The sequence below is a fragment of the Nitrospirota bacterium genome (assembly GCA_026387665.1).
Classification (GTDB): Bacteria; Nitrospirota; Nitrospiria; order Nitrospirales; family Nitrospiraceae; genus Palsa-1315.
Genome location: JAPLLG010000013.1, coordinates 361,775 through 377,714, shown reverse-complemented (window position 1 = coordinate 377,714; position 15,940 = coordinate 361,775). Strand labels below are relative to the sequence as shown.

The 15,940-nt window shown below is 59.4% G+C and carries 18 protein-coding genes; 2 read left to right on the top strand and 16 right to left on the bottom strand.

Translation table 11 applies throughout. The annotated features are described in order from the left end of the window. Positions 1-26 precede the first annotated feature (26 nt). From truB to NT179_12495, 10 genes are all read right to left on the bottom strand, one after another. Positions 27-977: a tRNA pseudouridine(55) synthase TruB gene (gene truB, locus NT179_12540; protein MCX5722838.1), complete on the bottom strand. Its 951-nt coding sequence runs from the start codon at positions 975-977 to the stop codon at positions 27-29. A gap of 13 nt (positions 978-990) precedes the next feature. Further along, a complete protein-coding gene (gene rbfA / locus NT179_12535) occupies positions 991-1,386 on the bottom strand; it encodes a 30S ribosome-binding factor RbfA (GenBank protein ID MCX5722837.1) in 396 nt (131 codons plus the stop codon). 26 nt (positions 1,387-1,412) lie between these two features. Continuing rightward, the gene (locus tag NT179_12530; protein MCX5722836.1) at positions 1,413-1,694 is read right to left on the bottom strand and encodes a DUF503 domain-containing protein; all 282 of its coding nucleotides are present in this window, start codon (positions 1,692-1,694) and stop codon (positions 1,413-1,415) included. 22 nt (positions 1,695-1,716) lie between these two features. Continuing rightward, the gene (gene infB, locus NT179_12525; protein MCX5722835.1) at positions 1,717-4,227 is read right to left on the bottom strand and encodes a translation initiation factor IF-2; all 2,511 of its coding nucleotides are present in this window, start codon (positions 4,225-4,227) and stop codon (positions 1,717-1,719) included. Between the two features lie 23 nt (positions 4,228-4,250). Beyond that, positions 4,251-5,414, bottom strand: a complete 1,164-nt coding sequence (gene nusA / locus NT179_12520; GenBank protein MCX5722834.1) for a transcription termination factor NusA — start codon at positions 5,412-5,414, stop codon at positions 4,251-4,253. An 83-nt stretch (positions 5,415-5,497) separates the two neighbouring features. After that, positions 5,498-6,007 carry a ribosome maturation factor RimP gene (locus NT179_12515; GenBank protein ID MCX5722833.1) on the bottom strand — a complete coding sequence of 170 codons (510 nt, stop codon included), beginning with the start codon at positions 6,005-6,007 and terminating at the stop codon, positions 5,498-5,500. Positions 6,008-6,095: 88 nt separating this feature from the next. Continuing rightward, positions 6,096-6,935 carry a D-amino-acid transaminase gene (gene dat, locus NT179_12510; GenBank protein MCX5722832.1) on the bottom strand — a complete coding sequence of 280 codons (840 nt, stop codon included), beginning with the start codon at positions 6,933-6,935 and terminating at the stop codon, positions 6,096-6,098. A 2-nt stretch (positions 6,936-6,937) separates the two neighbouring features. After that, on the bottom strand, positions 6,938-7,288 hold the full coding sequence (locus tag NT179_12505) for a protease inhibitor I42 family protein (protein MCX5722831.1): 351 nt from the start codon (positions 7,286-7,288) through the stop codon (positions 6,938-6,940). 50 nt (positions 7,289-7,338) lie between these two features. After that, on the bottom strand, positions 7,339-7,659 hold the full coding sequence (locus tag NT179_12500) for a Rieske 2Fe-2S domain-containing protein (protein MCX5722830.1): 321 nt from the start codon (positions 7,657-7,659) through the stop codon (positions 7,339-7,341). A 44-nt stretch (positions 7,660-7,703) separates the two neighbouring features. After that, positions 7,704-8,198: a DUF192 domain-containing protein gene (locus NT179_12495; GenBank protein MCX5722829.1), complete on the bottom strand. Its 495-nt coding sequence runs from the start codon at positions 8,196-8,198 to the stop codon at positions 7,704-7,706. Between the two features lie 221 nt (positions 8,199-8,419). Here NT179_12495 and NT179_12490 point away from each other — a divergent pair, with 221 nt between their 5' ends. Next, positions 8,420-8,767 carry a 4Fe-4S dicluster domain-containing protein gene (locus tag NT179_12490; GenBank protein ID MCX5722828.1) on the top strand — a complete coding sequence of 116 codons (348 nt, stop codon included), beginning with the start codon at positions 8,420-8,422 and terminating at the stop codon, positions 8,765-8,767. A gap of 295 nt (positions 8,768-9,062) precedes the next feature. Here the strand turns inward: NT179_12490 and NT179_12485 are convergent, their stop codons facing one another. From NT179_12485 to NT179_12475, 3 genes are all read right to left on the bottom strand, one after another. Further along, positions 9,063-9,542: a hypothetical protein gene (locus NT179_12485; protein MCX5722827.1), complete on the bottom strand. Its 480-nt coding sequence runs from the start codon at positions 9,540-9,542 to the stop codon at positions 9,063-9,065. 261 nt (positions 9,543-9,803) lie between these two features. Next, positions 9,804-11,366, bottom strand: a complete 1,563-nt coding sequence (locus tag NT179_12480; protein MCX5722826.1) for a fused MFS/spermidine synthase — start codon at positions 11,364-11,366, stop codon at positions 9,804-9,806. Positions 11,367-11,415: 49 nt separating this feature from the next. Continuing rightward, on the bottom strand, positions 11,416-11,826 hold the full coding sequence (locus NT179_12475; protein MCX5722825.1) for a CBS domain-containing protein: 411 nt from the start codon (positions 11,824-11,826) through the stop codon (positions 11,416-11,418). Between the two features lie 166 nt (positions 11,827-11,992). Between NT179_12475 and NT179_12470 the strand changes: the two genes are divergently transcribed. After that, positions 11,993-13,318: a UDP-glucose/GDP-mannose dehydrogenase family protein gene (locus NT179_12470; GenBank protein MCX5722824.1), complete on the top strand. Its 1,326-nt coding sequence runs from the start codon at positions 11,993-11,995 to the stop codon at positions 13,316-13,318. 8 nt (positions 13,319-13,326) lie between these two features. Here the strand turns inward: NT179_12470 and NT179_12465 are convergent, their stop codons facing one another. Genes NT179_12465 through NT179_12455 form a run of 3 tightly spaced genes read right to left on the bottom strand, consistent with a single transcriptional unit; the run spans position 13,327 to position 15,924 of the window. Continuing rightward, on the bottom strand, positions 13,327-14,037 hold the full coding sequence (locus tag NT179_12465) for a HEAT repeat domain-containing protein (GenBank protein ID MCX5722823.1): 711 nt from the start codon (positions 14,035-14,037) through the stop codon (positions 13,327-13,329). 29 nt (positions 14,038-14,066) lie between these two features. Continuing rightward, positions 14,067-14,831 (bottom strand): HEAT repeat domain-containing protein, encoded by a 765-nt coding sequence (locus NT179_12460; GenBank protein ID MCX5722822.1) that lies wholly within the window; start codon positions 14,829-14,831, stop codon positions 14,067-14,069. Then, positions 14,824-15,924 (bottom strand): HEAT repeat domain-containing protein, encoded by a 1,101-nt coding sequence (locus tag NT179_12455; GenBank protein ID MCX5722821.1) that lies wholly within the window; start codon positions 15,922-15,924, stop codon positions 14,824-14,826. Before NT179_12455 ends, NT179_12460 begins: the two co-directional genes overlap by 8 nt. Between the last annotated feature and the right edge of the window lie 16 nt (positions 15,925-15,940).

The following is a 15,940-nucleotide window of genomic DNA, read 5'->3' as shown; positions in this document are numbered from 1 at the left end:
TCCTTCATCCGTAACGGAGGATCGTACTATTGATCGCTGAACACCTTCTCAACCTTGAGTGCATCTCCCGAAACTTCCGGACATTTCCCGATTGCGACCAACCGGCCGGCGCTATCGTGGATACGGACCGGCTCGTGCGAGCGACGCTCGCCAGCGGCCGCCCCTTCCCACCGAAGGATCTTCGCAAGAGGCACCGGAGCGCCATGCCCGACGCGATCGGCGGTCTGCTCGTCCACCACCGCAACCGGCAACTGGCTCAACGCCAGATCCATCGACAACAAATCGTCTCCCAACCGGCCGAGGGCATGACGCGTGACCACCTCATCCACCGTCAGGGCCCGCTCGATCGTCAAGGGGCCGACTCGCCTTCGCTCCAGCGCCAGCATGTGGCCGCCGACACCTAACACGGCGCCGATGTCCGCACAGAGCGTCCGGATATAGGTTCCTTTGGAGCAGACGACACGCAACGTCACATCCCGCCCCTCGATCGCCAACACCTCAAGGGTATGGATGACGATGGTTCGCGCGTCCCGTGCAATCGTTTTGCCCGCGCGAGCGGACTTGTATAGAGGAACCCCGGCGATTTTCACCGCGGAATACATCGGAGGCATTTGCTCGATCGGCCCACGGAACCGGCCGACCGCCTCATGGATCGCCGCCTCCGTCACCTGATCGGTCGCCTGACTCGCCAGAACCGTTCCCGTCGCATCCTGCGTGTCGGTGGTGTCACCGAGGCGCAGCACGGCGCGATATTCTTTGTCCCACTCCACCAGATATTCAGCAATACGGGTTCCCTTGCCGATGAGCACGGGCAACACGCCCGTTGCGGCAGGATCGAGCGTCCCGGCATGACCGACCTTCACACCACCGAGAAGATGCCGCACCTTTGCCACGACATCGTGGGAGGTCCAGCCCGCTTCCTTCTTGATGATCAGCACGCCATCGGCAACGGCGCAGCTCTGTGCGAGATCCATCATCACGTCCCCGACGCTACGAACTCGGCTGCTCGTCGGACGAGCCGCCCTCGGCCTCCGTATTCACGTGGAGTTCGTCCAACAGTTTCAACACGCGATCGCCCCTTGGCCCGCTGACATCCATTGCAAACACGATTTCCGGAAGATACCGGAGCGAAAGCCGCCGACCGAGCTCGCCGCGAATAAACCCGCTGGCCTGCTCCAGCCCGACGAGGACCTGCTTCTCTTCCTCTTTCGTGCCCATGGTCGTCACATACACGCGGGCGATCCGCAGATCGCTGGTCAACGTGACGTCGGTCACGGTCACAGCCTGCACGCGCGGATCCTTGATCTTCCGCATGAGGATGTCGGCCACTTCCATGCGAACTTGATCCGCGACACGATCGGCCCGATTATATCCCGTCTTGGCCACCGTGCACTCCACCGGGCATGCCGCCGTCACAACAGTTCCACTCTCGACTGGACGATTTTCACCGTCGGGACGCTCCGAATCAGATTCAGCGCCTGATCACAAACCTGGTTGACGTATCGGCCGTCGTTGGCCACGCAGGCCAGCCCTAACACAGCCTTCTGCCACAGGTCCTGCCCATCCACCTCGGCAACGGACAGGTTGAACTTCTCCCGCAAGCGATCTTTCAAACTCAACAGCACCTGCCGCTTGTCCTTCAGCGACTGACTTTCTGGAAAGAACAATTCGACCGTACAGAGCCCGACGATCATACCCACAGGGCAGACTCACGCCTTACAGCTTTGCGGCGATCTTATCGACCGCGTAAGCTTCGATGATGTCCCCGGTCTTGATATCGTTGAAATTCTCGACGCTGATTCCGCATTCGTAGCCCTGCTGCACTTCGCGGACATCGTCCTTGAAGCGGCGCAACGACCCGAGCTTGCCTTCGTAGACCACCACATTGTCGCGAAGCACCCGGACCCCGACCGCCGCGCGGCTGATCGTGCCGTCCACCACATAGGCTCCGGCAATGACGCCGGCCTTGGACACCGTGAAGACCTGCCGCACCTCGGCCCGTCCCAGAATCCGCTCCTTGAGCGTCGGCTCAAGCAGCCCTTCCATCGCGGCCTTAATCTCGGTCATCGCGTCGTAAATAATGGTGTACTGGCGGATGTCGACGCCTTGCTGTTCGGCCAGGGCGGACGCCTTCGGCTCCGGCCTGACATTGAACCCGATCACGATGGCGTTCGACGCGGAAGCCAGCAACACGTCGGATTCCGTGATCCCGCCCACACCGCTGTGAATGACGCGCAGCTTGACTGCGGGGGTCGCCAGCTTTTCGACGCTGGCGGTCAAGGCTTCAGCCGACCCCTGAACGTCGGACTTGATCACCAATGCCAGCTCCTTCACGGAGCCTTCTTTGATCTTGGCAAACAAATCGTCGAGGGTGACTTTCGCCGACCCGGACAAATCAGTCGTTCGCTGTTTATGGGCGCGATCTTCCGCGATCTCTCGCGCAACCCGCTCATCCTTCACAACTTGGAAGACATCGCCCGCAGAAGGCACACCGGGAAGCCCGGCCACTTCGACGGGGATGGAAGGACCAGCCGCCATCACCTTGGCTCCCGTATGCGTAATGAGCGCGCGCACTTTCCCGCTAAATACTCCAACGACGAACACATCGCCGACGCGCAAGGTCCCGCTCTGAACCAGCACCGTCGCTACCGGACCACGGCCTCGCTCCAGCTTGGCTTCCACCACAACGCCCTTGGCCATCCGGTGCGGGTCCGCCTTGAGTTCCAACACTTCGGACTGCAAAAGAATCATTTCCAGCAACGTATCCAGGCCGGTCTTTTCCTTGGCCGACACTTCAACCATGATCGTGTCGCCGCCCCAGGACTCGGAAATGAGTCCATGTTCGGACAGGGCGTTCTTGACACGATCGACGTTCGCGCCGGGCTTATCGATCTTATTGATGGCCACAATAATCGGAACGGATGCGGCCTTGGCATGATTGATCGCCTCAATCGTTTGCGGCATCACGCCATCGTCCGCTGCCACGACCAGGATGACGATATCGGTAATCTTGGCGCCGCGACCGCGCATGGCGGTAAAGGCTTCGTGACCCGGCGTGTCCAGGAACGTGACCTGCTTTCCGCGGACCGTCACCGTGTACGCGCCGATATGCTGCGTAATTCCGCCGGCCTCGCCTTCCGCCACCTTCGTTTGCCTGATGGCATCGAGCAGCGAGGTCTTGCCGTGGTCGACGTGGCCCATGATCGTCACGACCGGCGGCCGCGACTCAAGCTGGGCATCTTCCTCCGTCTGCACGACGGACTCCAACAACTCTTCCCCGACCTTCTCCGTCGAGAGATCGAGCTTGATCCCGTTCTCTTCTGCAATCATCACGGCCGCGTCCACATTCATCGTCTGATTGAACGTGAGCATCTGGCCCATATCCATCAACTTGCGCATAATGTCGGCCGGACGTTGGCCGATCAGCTCGGCAAACTCCTTCACCGTCATGCCGGGTGCAAACTTGAAGCCCTTCCGGCGCGGCTTCGTGACTTCCCCTGGCATGGCGTGATGCACGTGCTTGCTGCGATCGTCACGTCGTTGCTGTAATGGAATCGCGCGAAGGTCCTGCCAGCGAGCGGCATCCTCGCGAAGACGAAGCTCTTCCTCTTCCCGCGTACGGCCTGGCTTGCGAGCCTTCTTCGCCTTCTCCTTCAAACCCTCGGCTTGAATCTCTTCAAGGGAGAGCGCTTTCTTTTTTCCGGCGGTCAGATCGATGCTGGGCGCGATGGCGGGCTTGGCGGCAGTCAGTGGGGGCGGAACGGTCGCAGTCCCGACGAAAGGCACCGGCTCCGACATAACCGTCAGTTCAGGATGCGGCGCGCGCTGGGCCTCAACTTCCGGATGCGCGGAAGGCGGGCTGACGTGAAGGGCATCGACAACCGCTCCACTCGTCTCGGCCGTTTCCGCTGCGGGCAGGGATGCAGGCTCTTCGGCTGGAGCCTCATCGTCACGCTTGCGCTTGATCAGAATGCGGCGCTTATCGGCCTTGGCATCCTCAACCACCGGAGCGGCATGGGTCGCCCCAGCCTTGCCTCCCGCCGTGGCCTTACCCGTCGCTTTCGCGGGAGCCTTCGCTTTCGAGCTGAGCTTCGCCAGCGCCTTTTGCACCACGTCGTCATCCAACGCACTGCTGTGCGATGTGACGGCGACACCCATCCGCTTCAATTCCGGAATGAGTTCGCGATTTTCCATCCCGAGCTGCTTAGCCAATTCGTAAACGCGCATGAGGATTTGACACCTGTTCTTCTTTACCCGGCATCCGACTCCGACTCTGCCCGGGCCTGTAATTCCTGTTCCCGGGCTTCTTGTTGCTGGTGCAGCGCCTCGGCTTCCTCTGCAAACGCCGCCTTGATATCTTTATCCCGCTCGGCTTTTTCTTTTTCGTATTCCGTCGCGCTGATGATGTCGATCTTCCAACCGGTCAGACGGGCTGCCAACCGCACGTTCTGGCCGTTCTTCCCGATCGCGAGCGACAGCTGGGAATCCGCCACCACGACCAACGCCGATTTCTTCTCTTCATCGACGCCGACCTTCTCAATACTCGCAGGGTTCAAAGCTTCCGCGATGAAGACGCGCGGGTCGGAGGTCCAGGTAATGATGTCGATTTTCTCTCCGCGCAGCTCACGAACGACCGCCTGAACCCGTGACCCCTTGATTCCCACGCAGGCCCCGACCGGATCGACCGCTTTCTCGCGCGACGTCACGGCAATCTTCGTCCGATCGCCAGGCTCCCGCACAATGGACTTGATCTCGACGATCTTTTCGAGCACTTCCGGCACTTCCAGCTCAAACAGCTTCGCGACAAATTGCGGATGGCTCCGCGTCAAAATAACCTGCACATCCTTCGGGGTCCGGCGTACTTCCAGGAGCATGGCCTTGACCCGGTCGCCGCGACGATAGGTTTCCCGCGGGATCTGCTCCTGAACCGGCAGGACCGCCTCAGTCTTACCCAGATCCACCAGGTAGTTCCGGCGCTCCATTCCGAGAATGATGCCGTTGACCAGATCGCCCTGCCTCGTCGAATATTCTTTTTGAACCGCTTCCCACTCGGCCTCACGGACCTTCTGGAAAATCACCTGCTTGGCAGTTTGGGCGGCAATCCGACCCAAGTCGTTCATCTCGATCAGCGACCCGATTTCATCCCCGACCTCCGCCTCGCTGTCGAACTGGCGCGCTTCCTGAAGGGACACCTCGGTTTTGGGATTAGTGACCGTATCGACGATGGTCTTCTTCGAGACGACAGAAATCTCACCGGTCTTGGAGTCAATCTCGACCTGAATATTCTCAGCCTGCCCGAAACGCTTCTTGGCAGCCATGAGAAGGGCGGCTTCGATCGCGCCGATCACGCGGCTTTTCTCGATGCCCTTTGACCGGCCAAGTTCGTCGATGACGGAAATTAATTCACGATTCATAGTTCACTCTCCGGCGACTGCCCCTGCAGCCACCCTCCAATGCGGCGGTAGGCTGCTACCGCGGTGATCGACTTCGGTACGGCCTAAAACGTGACGACGCGACGCGCTTCAGCGATCGAGTCGAACCCCAGGATAACCGTCCGCTCAGGGCGCGGATCGCTCACCACGACCGTCACTCCCTGCTCATTCACTTCCGTCAACAGCCCGACCACACGCCACTGCCCGTCAATCGGCTGCCGGAGCTTCACGCTCACTTGCTTCCCCACGGCCCGGCGATAATCCTGAATTCGTCTGAAGGCCCGATCCAGACCAGGCGAAGAGACTTCCAGCGTATAGGCATGGGGAAAGGGATCAGCCACATCCAAGGCCGGACTGATCGCGAGATGGGCACGCCCGCAATCTTCTACCGTCACGCCGTCCGGCTTATCGATATACACGCGCACGACTGACCGTGGACCTTGCCCCACACAGACAACGTCGACCAATTCCAAGCCCAAGGCCCACAGGATAGGCGATACTACCTCGCTGATGCGGTCGACGACCGGTCGGGACTCCTTCACCGGCACTCCTAGCCCTGCTTCTTTGGATAACACATTCAAGTGATCAAACAAAAAAGTGGGCCTGAGCCCACTTCCAATAGCGGAACCATAGCATGCCCCCTATGCCAAAGCAAGGGGAGGGCTAGCCAACCAAGCCCGTAAAGCCTGCGGCAAGTCGTTGGGTAATCGGTCCGGGACGCCCATCCTTAATGACCTTTCCGTCCACCCGAACGACGGCTAACACCTCGACGGTAGTCCCGGTGAGGAACACCTCGTCCGCGCTATAGAGGTCCGCCTGAGCGATGCAACGTTCCTGAACCGGTAGCCCTGCCTTCCGGGCCAGCCCTAACACGACGGCCCTCGTGACCCCGGACAAAATCCGCGGCCCCTCAGGAGCGGTCATCACCGTGCCTCCACGGACCACCATCACGTTGCTGACGGCCCCCTCAGTGACCGAGCCCTCTTTGAGTAAAATAGCTTCGAAGACCTGGGCCCGCTTGGCCTGCTGACGCGCGAGCACATTGCCCAACAGATTCACGCTCTTAATGTCGCAACGGCCCCACCGGATGTCCTCGATCGTCATCGCCTCGACGCCGGCCTCCTGCACCGATCGACTGAGCGGATGAAGCTCGCGAACCGTCATGACGACCGTGGGCGCCATGTCAGCCGAGTAGGCATGGTCACGGGGCGCGACCCCCCTGGTGACTTGAAGATAAATTTTGGCCTCAGGATAGGCCGCCCGCCTGATCCCTTCCAGGATATGATTGGTCCACTCGGTGCGGGAATAGGGCTGAATCAGATCGAGCGCCGCAGCGCTACGGTCAAGACGAGCCAGGTGGGCTTCGAGTTCGAAGGGCTGCCCCCCATACGTGCGGATCACTTCATAGATACCGTCGCCGAACTGAAAGCCTCGATCGTCGATCGAAACCTTGGCGTCGGCCGGCGGCACAAACGCTCCATTGACGAACGCCACATCCGGCACGGTTACGCACTCCCGCAGGACGAGGAATCGGAAACCGTCACCTCGAAGACGCGCCGATCTTCGGCGGTGAATTTCCACCCCATGCGTTTTTCAAACAACACCCGATAGGTTCCCGGCTTGATCGCCTGAAACTCAAAGGTTCGCCGTCCATTGTCCACGGCATTATTCCCGGCAATGCGCAGGTAATCGTCTGCCAACATCGACAGCCCCGCCGGATCGTAGGTTGGAACCCAGAGCTCCCCTCTCGTCCGATCTTCCCAGAGGTGAATCTGGATGGGCTGCTCAAGAGTCGCCTGAATCACCTTGACCCCGTCTGATAACTTGAGGCCGTCATGGTCGTGGCTGGACGTCATGCTCATCGTGAATTACGCGGCAATCCGCTCCCTCTCTGCCTTATCATCTTCTATGTTTTCTTCCGGGGCCCGACGAAAATCTCCGCGCCCTCCACCCGCACATCATAACTGCCCACACAATACCCGCCCCCGTCCGTTCCTTGCCCGTTTCGAATATCGAAGGCCAGATCGTGCCAGGGACAGGCCACGACAAACCCCTTCACGCGCCCTTCGCTCAAAGGACCGCCCTCGTGGGGGCAGAGGTTATGAATCGCAAAATAGGTCCCCTGGATATTAAACAGGGCGAGCTCGCGATTCTGTACCGTCACGACTTTTGATTGCCCGGGCTGTAGCTCTTCAACGCGGGCGACGGATTGAAATCCCTCTAACATGCTGCACCGACTCCTCTTTCCTGACCTTCTCCAAGCCGCAGACCTTACATCCGCAGCGTATATTTCAACTCCAGCCCGACCGTGATCCCTTCCCGCTCGATGAAGCCGGCTTCCGTTTGAATCGCGTAACGGACCGCATCCGGAGCGGAACTATATTGAGGACAAACATCTTCCACGCAGGGCGCGACATGCTCTTTCAGCCCCACGATATGATGACTTTCATCGATCCATATCATGTCCACCGGGAACCGATATCCCCTCGTCCAGACATGGTTCTGGCCGGTCGACTCAAAGATATAAAGCATTCCACTGTTCGCCGGCAACGTCTCTCGAAAGGCGAGACCGAAGAGCAGCTTCTCCGGCGTATCCGCCACCTCCGTCTCGAGCGTACGGCCGTTTGGAAAGGACACGACGATGATGGTCTCGTCTTTGCGATCGATCAGAAAAAACGAGGCGCTCATCAGAAAAATCGCCATAAGGACGAGCGTAATAATGCGCTTCTTCTTCTGCTCCCGATCGCTGACCGATGGAATGGCCATAGATATTCTCTCTCACGACTCGTAATGGTTCACTGGGCCCAAAGGCCCATAAAACGGCCCATAATACAGGTCGTCTAGGCCTTCTGAGCAAGGGCCGTTCTGTTGACTTAGAAAAGAGCGACGGACTAGAATGGGCCTCACGTCGCGTCACGCACTATGTCGTGGCAAGACGGGCTTGTCAACCATCTGTGTCTCATTGTGGTGAGAAGGAGGCGAGGGTCATGGCGCTGCTGATTACCGATGAATGTATCTCTTGTGGAGCTTGCCTGCCCGAATGTCCGAACGAGGCGATTTTTGAAACTCGCAGCGACGCGGAAGCGAAGGGCAACCATGTCGGCGACGGCCAGGGAGTCGGCGATAGTATTTATATCATTACGCACGACCGCTGCACCGAGTGCGTCGGACACTTCGACGAACCGCAGTGCGCCGCCGTGTGCCCGGTCGATAATTGCTGCATTGCCGATCCGCTCTATCCGGAAACGACGGAAGTCCTGCTGGAGAAGGTGAAGGCACTGAATCCTGACAAGACGATCGATCCGACGAAAATCTGGAGCGGCGTGCGCAACTAATCATCGCTCATCGTTCAATCGCAAGGGCCCTGCTTTTCTCCTGAGAAGCAGGGCCCTTCTATTGTGATAGATCCCGCCCGAAACCGCCGTGAGCCAGCCTCGCAAAACAGAATCCACCGTAAACCATTTCTTGCTATTGATCGTGGCAGGAGAAATCAGGGGAATTCAGAATATTCCACTCGAACCGGGCGCCGGCTGCCGCGCTGAAGAAGACGTCTAAGTGCCGCAAAAAGCCATCGCCCGCTCCGCGTTGTCGCGGAGCGGGCGATGCTCATGAATCAGCTACCAGAAACTACTACTTAAGCATGAGAAGCTTGCCGCCGACATGCCCTGCATGCAGGTGACAGCGATAGATCAGGGTATTCCCTTGCGTGGCATAGAACATGTCGCTCGTCGGAATACCGATGTACTTCGTTTCGCCAGGTTTGAGCACCACTTCGGCCTTCATCACAAACGGCGAACCGGCGTTCGGGGCATCGGTCATCTGAAATCCATGGTCAGCGGTGGAATTGTTCGTCACCTTGAGCAGGACCGGACGACCAGGCCGAACTTTGAAATCGATAATCGTGACGGGCGGGTACCACGTCTTCAAGTTTCCGATCTCGATTGCGAACAGCTGGGCATCGACGTCCAGCTCCTTGAACGACTGACCGACAACGGAGCCAGTCTCCAGATCCCCGACCTCGACTCCACCCGCCTGGAGCGCAAACGCTGTGGATGCCCCAGCCGCAACCATCACGAGGCCGAAGAAGACCCCTAACATCGTCTTGCCCATGACCTACCTCCTTAAGAAAGAAGAAGAGAGTGATTAGGCTTGGTAAATACCTACCGCCAAGCCCACGTAGCCTTGACCTTGCTGACAACGACTTATCTGCATTTACGAATCATTCTCGTACCCGCTTCTGCGCTCGTCGAGAGGCAACCTTATAGCACAGCGACGAAAACGGAAGCAAGAAGGTTAATCTGGCTATTTCTGAAAGGCCTCTCCTCAACAGAAACGCTCGAATAAGTAAATATTTTGCGCCATTTCAACAGCTTAGTTCACAGCCCCTACTTCAGGAAGCGCTTCTTGAACTGCGGACCCCATCAAGAGATCGTACGGCGCATAGTTGTCAGTGAGCACGATGCCCGCCCCCCAGGGCTGCGCGCGATGACCACTCAACAAAGCAAGAGCCTCGAACGGAAGCCGCTGCTGCTCAACCAATCGGTTCACCTGATCCGCAATGGTGGTGAGGTTGTGCGGTTCGAGTGCTGCACCGGCAAAAAAAATCAGATTCTCGGATTTCGTCTGAGCAGACTTCCAGGGCCCCTTGACGGCAAAAGACTCGATATGGGGAAACGACCGTCTCATCGTCTGCACGACTGCATTGGCCCGCAAGAGATCTCCCCCCTCACCGGATGACGCCAGATTCACCGCCAGAATTCCGTTCGGCGTCAGATGGGCGCGCAGCTCAGCGAAGAACTCCACGGTGGTCAGATGGAAGGGAATCATGTGGCGCGCGAAGGCATCGACCCAAATAAAATCGTAGGTCCTCGCCGTGGAATTCAGGAAGACCCTGGCGTCCCGGACATGCACGTGGTGCTGTGGAGGGGGCTGATAGGAAAAATACTCTTCGGCCATGCGGACGACCACGGGGTCGAATTCGACCACATCCATTTCCAGTTCAGGCCACCGTTGGGCAAGCCACTTGGCCAACGATCCGCCTCCATGGCCCAGGATCAAGCCCTGCTTCGGCTCCGGCACCAAGGCCAGCGACGCGACCATCAACTGGCTGTAGGGGAGAAACAACGTGACCGAATCCGCCTTCCACATGACCGCATGGAACGTCCGATCCAGGACGAGATAGCGGAACAGATCGTCCTCGCGGATTCTGACTTGCTGATAGGGACTGTCTTCCTGATAGACCGGCTGCTTCAACTTCTGAATCGGCGACAGGGCCCCGGCTCCCAAGCCTCCGACACAGAGGACGAGCAGACCGATCACGATAGGCCGGGTAGTCGTCCCCCGGATCAACCACCAGAGACCGAGCCCCACTTGAATGGCCCCGAGCCATGCAACCAGCGCCTGGCTGCCGATCCAGGACAGAAAGAAAAATGCCGTTCCCCAGGTTCCCAGCAAACTCCCCATCGTCGAGAGCGCGATCATCCGGCCTGTATGCCGGCCAAAATATTCAAGGTCCGACACGGCCAATCGCAACATGGCCGGCAGCACACCGCTCAGGCCGAAGGCCGGCGGCCCCAGCAGCAGAGCCGCAGCCACACAGGGACCCCAACGAGGATCCTCAATGGCCGCCGCCACAGCAAAGAGTACCGGCTGACCGAGCCAGGCGATCAGAAAGGTCCAGGCTCCGGAGAACAACAACAGGGCTGCCAGCACTTGCGCTCCGTGATAGCGATCGGACACCCAGCCGCCAAAGGCATAGCCGCCGCTCATCGCGGCAAGAATCACTCCGATCAAGGCCCCCCAGACGAACAGTGAATTTCCGAAGACCGGTGCCAAAAGTCGGCTGCCTAAGATTTCGAGCGCCATGACGACGGCGCCGGTCACCAATGCCGTGGTCAGCAGAAGCCAACGAGGAATGTGCGTGGATCGATTCATAGGCCTCACATAGAACGAACAGATGAGAAAAGAACATACTCCGGCGCGGTCACAGACCGCCCCAGTTCTTAAAATACCGCAACAGATCGCGGATCGAGATGATCCCGACGATCTGCCCCTCGTCGGAAACTGCCAGATGCCGAATCCCCTGCTCCGCCATGATTTCACTCGCCTCATGGGCCGAACTGGCACTATCGATCGACAGCAGCGGGCGGCTCATCACGGCACGAACCAGCGTCTGCTCTGCCGACTGTGCCTCGGCCATCCCCTTGCGAACCAAGTCAGACTCACTGACCAGACCACTGTACCGGCCTGCCTCGTACACCAACAAGGCGCCAACCTTCGCCTCACGCATCGCCCGAGCCGCCTCCAGCAGGGTCGCATCAGGACCGATCGTGCGCAATGTCCTGCACATCATCACGGCAAGAGGTCGCTGCAACGGTCCGTTCTGATTCGCCATACGATTGGTCCATCCGGTTGAGGGGGCAAATAGTACTCAGCCCCCGAACAGCTGTCAACGAACGGTTCCTCCCGATGGGCGGAACTGGCAATAACGTCGTTGCTCGGCCCCGATCCCATTGCTATACTCGCCCCGACCGTTCGTGGTTACAGGAGGACCGCACCCCATGCATATCAGTGTCATTGGAACCGGCTATGTCGGGCTGGTCACAGGAGCCTGTTTTTCGGAGTTCGGCGTCACCGTAACCTGCATGGACACAGATGCCAAACGGATCGCCCGGCTGGAGAAGGGCGATGTGCCCTTCTATGAACCGGGGATCTCGGAACTCGTCGCCAAAGGCATCAGAGAGAACCGGATCAGCTTCACCACCGACGTCGCCAAGGCCGTCGACAAGGCCCTCGTCATCTTCATTGCGGTCGGCACCCCGCCGCGAACAGACGGATCAGCCGATCTCTCCTACGTCGAAGAAGTGGGCCGCGGCATCGCCCGAACCATGACCGGCTACAAAGTCATCGTCACGAAGTCGACCGTCCCGGTGGGAACAGGGGAAAAGCTGCGCGAGGTGATCAACGCCAACCAATCGGGCAAGTTCCGCTTCGACATCGTCTCCAACCCGGAGTTCCTTCGCGAAGGGTCCGCCATCGAAGACTTCATGAGGCCGAACCGGGTCGTCATCGGCGCAGACAGCGAACAGGCCATTGCGATCATGAAAGATCTCTATCGTCCGCTCTACCTCATCGAAACGCCCTTCGTCGTGACCGATATCCCGACGGCCGAAATGATCAAGTACGCCTCCAACGCCTTCCTCGCCACCAAAATTTCCTTCATCAACGAAATCGCCACCGTCTGTGAACGGGTGGGCGCCGACGTGCAGATGGTGGCGAAGGGGATGGGACTCGACAACCGGATCGGGTCGAAGTTTCTCCATGCGGGACCGGGATTCGGTGGATCCTGTTTTCCAAAAGATCTAGCCGCGCTCGTCCAGACGGGCGAGCGAGTCGGCTATCCTATGCAGATCGCAGGAGCCGCAGCCCTCGTCAACGAGCAACAGCGGACCCGGATGATTGAAAAGATTACGAAGGAAGCGGGGGGACTCAAGGGCAAAACCTTCGCGATGTTGGGCCTCTCCTTCAAGCCCAACACCAACGATCTACGGGATGCGCCGGCCTTGGCCATTGCGCAGGAACTCATCAAGCAGGGCGCCACGGTTCGCGCCTACGATCCTGCCGCGCTGGAGGAAGCCTGTCAGATCGTGCCAGGACTCGTTCCTTGCAAAGACGCCTACGAGACAGCAGAGGGAGCGGATGCCCTGATTCTCATGACCGAATGGAATCAGTTCCGAACCCTCGATTTCGACAGACTAAAGACCCTCTTGCGGCAGCCTCTCTTCTTCGACCTGCGCAATGTCTACGATCCCGACCGAATCGCAGGCTTCGGCTTCCGGCATATTTCGGTCGGGAGACCCAGCAAGGCGCCTTCGCAGGCCAAGTAACAATTGCGTTAGGTCAGTCGCGGCGCTTCGGCTGCCCTGGCTTCCTCTTTCGTTTTCGGCTTGTAGCCCATCCGGTCCAAGACCTTCATCACCCGCGTCTTCAAGCGATCGTCTGCATCGGCCAGCGCGGTGGCCAGCGGCTCGACGGCAGGCTTGCCGATCTTCCGGATGATTTCCGTCACGGATTGCCGAAGCTCATCTTCCTCCGACACCAGCAGGGGCACGAGCGAGGATACAGCCGGCCCGCCGATCTTGATCAACGAATCATAGGCGCGCTGCCGGACATCGCCGACTTCATCCGCCAAGGCATCGACCAAGGGCCGCACGGCGCGCACCTCTTTCAGTTCACCCAACACTTCCGCCGCATACTTCCGATTGAGCCAATGGCTGTCTTTCAGGTCCAGGAGCATCGCGTCAGCACGCGCCGCATTGGGGTCCTTCGCGCGAATCCGGAAACTCTTGGCGACCCGCTTCCCGCCTTCTTCGACGACGCGGATCGTGGCGCCATCCCCGACCTTGAGCTTCTTCAGCTCTTCAAGCGCCTCGTCGTCCACATCCAGCACAACCGTCTTGCCGTCGTAGGCCAACAGTTCAACTTCGATCTGTTTCGTCTCAGGGTTCACCGCGACGACCCGTTCCGTCACGAGGTTAAACCCGTCCTTCTTTGCGCCGCCCTTCGGACCGATCTGAATCAACTTTGGAGGAGCTTCATCCGCCATGATGTATATCCTTTACCTCGAAATAAAAATTACGGCTTTGCTTTCCACCCGAAACTCGCCAAGACCCCCTCGACCGTTTCCTGCACCATTGTGTTCTCATCTTCGAGCAGCGGGAGCAACGGATCGATCGCTTCCTTCGCCCCGAGCCGCGCAAGCGACTCCGCCGCATTCCGCCGCACGAGCCAATCTTCATCCTTGAGCGATTCGATCAAGGGGCCGACTCCGCGCGCATCGCCGATCTTGCCCAGGGCTTCGGCCGCATGGCGCCGCACCATCCAATTATTGCCCAAGAGTCCCTCGATCAAGGCATCCACGGCCCGCGCATCGCCGATCTTTTTCAGCACCCGCGCCACGTCCTCGCGCACCGTGTTGTCGGTCAGCGCTTCGACCAGCCCCGGCACCGCACGCGGATCGCCGATGCGCTCCAACGCCCACACGGCGGCAGTCCGTACCGCGCCATCTTTGTCCTTGAGCGCCTTCACAAGGGGATCGATGCCCCGCTGGTCCTTGAGCTTCCCCAACCCAGCCGCCGCCTGTTCGCGAATCGCCCATTCATCGTCCGTCAGCGCCTCGATCAAGGGATCGACGACGGTGGGACCGATCCGCACAATGGCGCTGGTCGCCGCTTCCCTGATCAACACATCTTCGTCCGCCATGAGCGCGATCAGCGGCCCCACCGCATCCTCGCCCACCTGACTCAAACTGGCAATCGCATGGTCGCGGAGCGCTTCATTGTCGTCCCGCAGAGCTCCGATCAGTTGCTCGATCCGTTCCGCCTGCACATTGTCACTCATCGTCGTCCTGCCCTCCCTGACTCCCGACAGGCGTCCCGTCGAGCGCTTCCAGTTTATCGGCAATCAAGCCTGAATTGTACGCGACAAGGCCATCCCGGTCTGTCCTCAACCGGTCGAACAATTCTTTGTACGGACGCAACACTTCCACATCCTTCACTTTGGCCAAGGCTTCCATGGCAAAGACCCGCAGGGGGCGAATGGGAATGGCTTCGATATAGAGCTGCGCTGGCCTGGCATCGCCGATCAACCCCAGCGACTTCATCGCCAGTTCCTTCACGCCCGTATCCTTATCGATCCGTAGCCGCTCCATCAAGGGCTCCACCGCGCGCACATCGCCGATCTTGCCCAGCAAGTCGGCCGCAGCTTCACGGATGACCCAATCATCGTCCTCAAGATACTCGATTAAGATCTCCACGCTCGGACGGCCGATAGCCAGCAGATTGATCACGGTGCTCATGCGAGCCTCTTCCCGTTCGCTCAATTCTTCAATCTCGCGAAGATTGTCGAACACTTCGTTGATCCGCTCACGAATGGCGGTCAACTTCTTGAGCGTCCGCACGGCAATGTCGCGAATAGCCGGCTGCCCCATGGCCGTGATAAAGGCATCCGACGACCGGGGGTCGAGCAAACGCTCCAACATCGTCGCGGCCATAATCTGCGCTTCCGGGTCGGGGTGGATCAACATCTCGCTCAACGGGGCGATGGCGTTGGGGATGACCCCCAACAACTGCGAGGCCACCAGGCGAGTCTCTTCGTCTTTCGATTCATAGAGCAGCGAGGTCAACGCCGCGGCGGTCGTCTCGTCCAGCACCCCGGCCATATGTTCCAAGGCTGACGCACCGGCCTTGCGGACCGCTGCATCCTCATCGCGGAGCAAACCGACCAGGGGCACACCGGCTTGCGGATCGTTCACGCGAGCCAACATGGCAGCCGCCTCGGCTTTCAGCGCCGGAGCACCGGTCGCCAGCACCTCGACCAATGCCTGCACTGCGCGGGGCCCGCCGGAGAGGCAGGCCGCCGTCGCTCTCATCCGTCGCCAATCCTCTTCATGGACGAGCTCGGATACCAGCGTTTCAATCGTTTCTTTCGCCATAATGTTTCTGCGGCCC

Excerpts from the sequence above, each read along its gene's own strand:
- NT179_12485 (MCX5722827.1), bottom strand. The coding sequence starts at position 9,542 with ATGGGCAAGACGATGTTAGGGGTCTTCTTCGGCCTCGTGATGGTTGCG.
- NT179_12465 (MCX5722823.1), bottom strand. The coding sequence starts at position 14,037 with ATGGCGGATGAAGCTCCTCCAAAGTTGATTCAGATCGGTCCGAAGGGC.
- NT179_12495 (MCX5722829.1), bottom strand. The coding sequence starts at position 8,198 with ATGGCCATTCCATCGGTCAGCGATCGGGAGCAGAAGAAGAAGCGCATT.
- NT179_12530 (MCX5722836.1), bottom strand. The coding sequence starts at position 1,694 with ATGATCGTCGGGCTCTGTACGGTCGAATTGTTCTTTCCAGAAAGTCAG.
- NT179_12505 (MCX5722831.1), bottom strand. The coding sequence starts at position 7,288 with ATGACGTCCAGCCACGACCATGACGGCCTCAAGTTATCAGACGGGGTC.
- NT179_12490 (MCX5722828.1), top strand. The coding sequence starts at position 8,420 with ATGGCGCTGCTGATTACCGATGAATGTATCTCTTGTGGAGCTTGCCTG.
- NT179_12475 (MCX5722825.1), bottom strand. The coding sequence starts at position 11,826 with ATGGCGAATCAGAACGGACCGTTGCAGCGACCTCTTGCCGTGATGATG.
- infB (MCX5722835.1), bottom strand. The coding sequence starts at position 4,227 with ATGCGCGTTTACGAATTGGCTAAGCAGCTCGGGATGGAAAATCGCGAA.
- NT179_12455 (MCX5722821.1), bottom strand. The coding sequence starts at position 15,924 with ATGGCGAAAGAAACGATTGAAACGCTGGTATCCGAGCTCGTCCATGAA.
- nusA (MCX5722834.1), bottom strand. The coding sequence starts at position 5,414 with ATGAATCGTGAATTAATTTCCGTCATCGACGAACTTGGCCGGTCAAAG.
- NT179_12460 (MCX5722822.1), bottom strand. The coding sequence starts at position 14,831 with ATGAGTGACAATGTGCAGGCGGAACGGATCGAGCAACTGATCGGAGCT.
- truB (MCX5722838.1), bottom strand. The coding sequence starts at position 977 with ATGATGGATCTCGCACAGAGCTGCGCCGTTGCCGATGGCGTGCTGATC.
- NT179_12480 (MCX5722826.1), bottom strand. The coding sequence starts at position 11,366 with ATGAATCGATCCACGCACATTCCTCGTTGGCTTCTGCTGACCACGGCA.
- NT179_12470 (MCX5722824.1), top strand. The coding sequence starts at position 11,993 with ATGCATATCAGTGTCATTGGAACCGGCTATGTCGGGCTGGTCACAGGA.
- NT179_12500 (MCX5722830.1), bottom strand. The coding sequence starts at position 7,659 with ATGTTAGAGGGATTTCAATCCGTCGCCCGCGTTGAAGAGCTACAGCCC.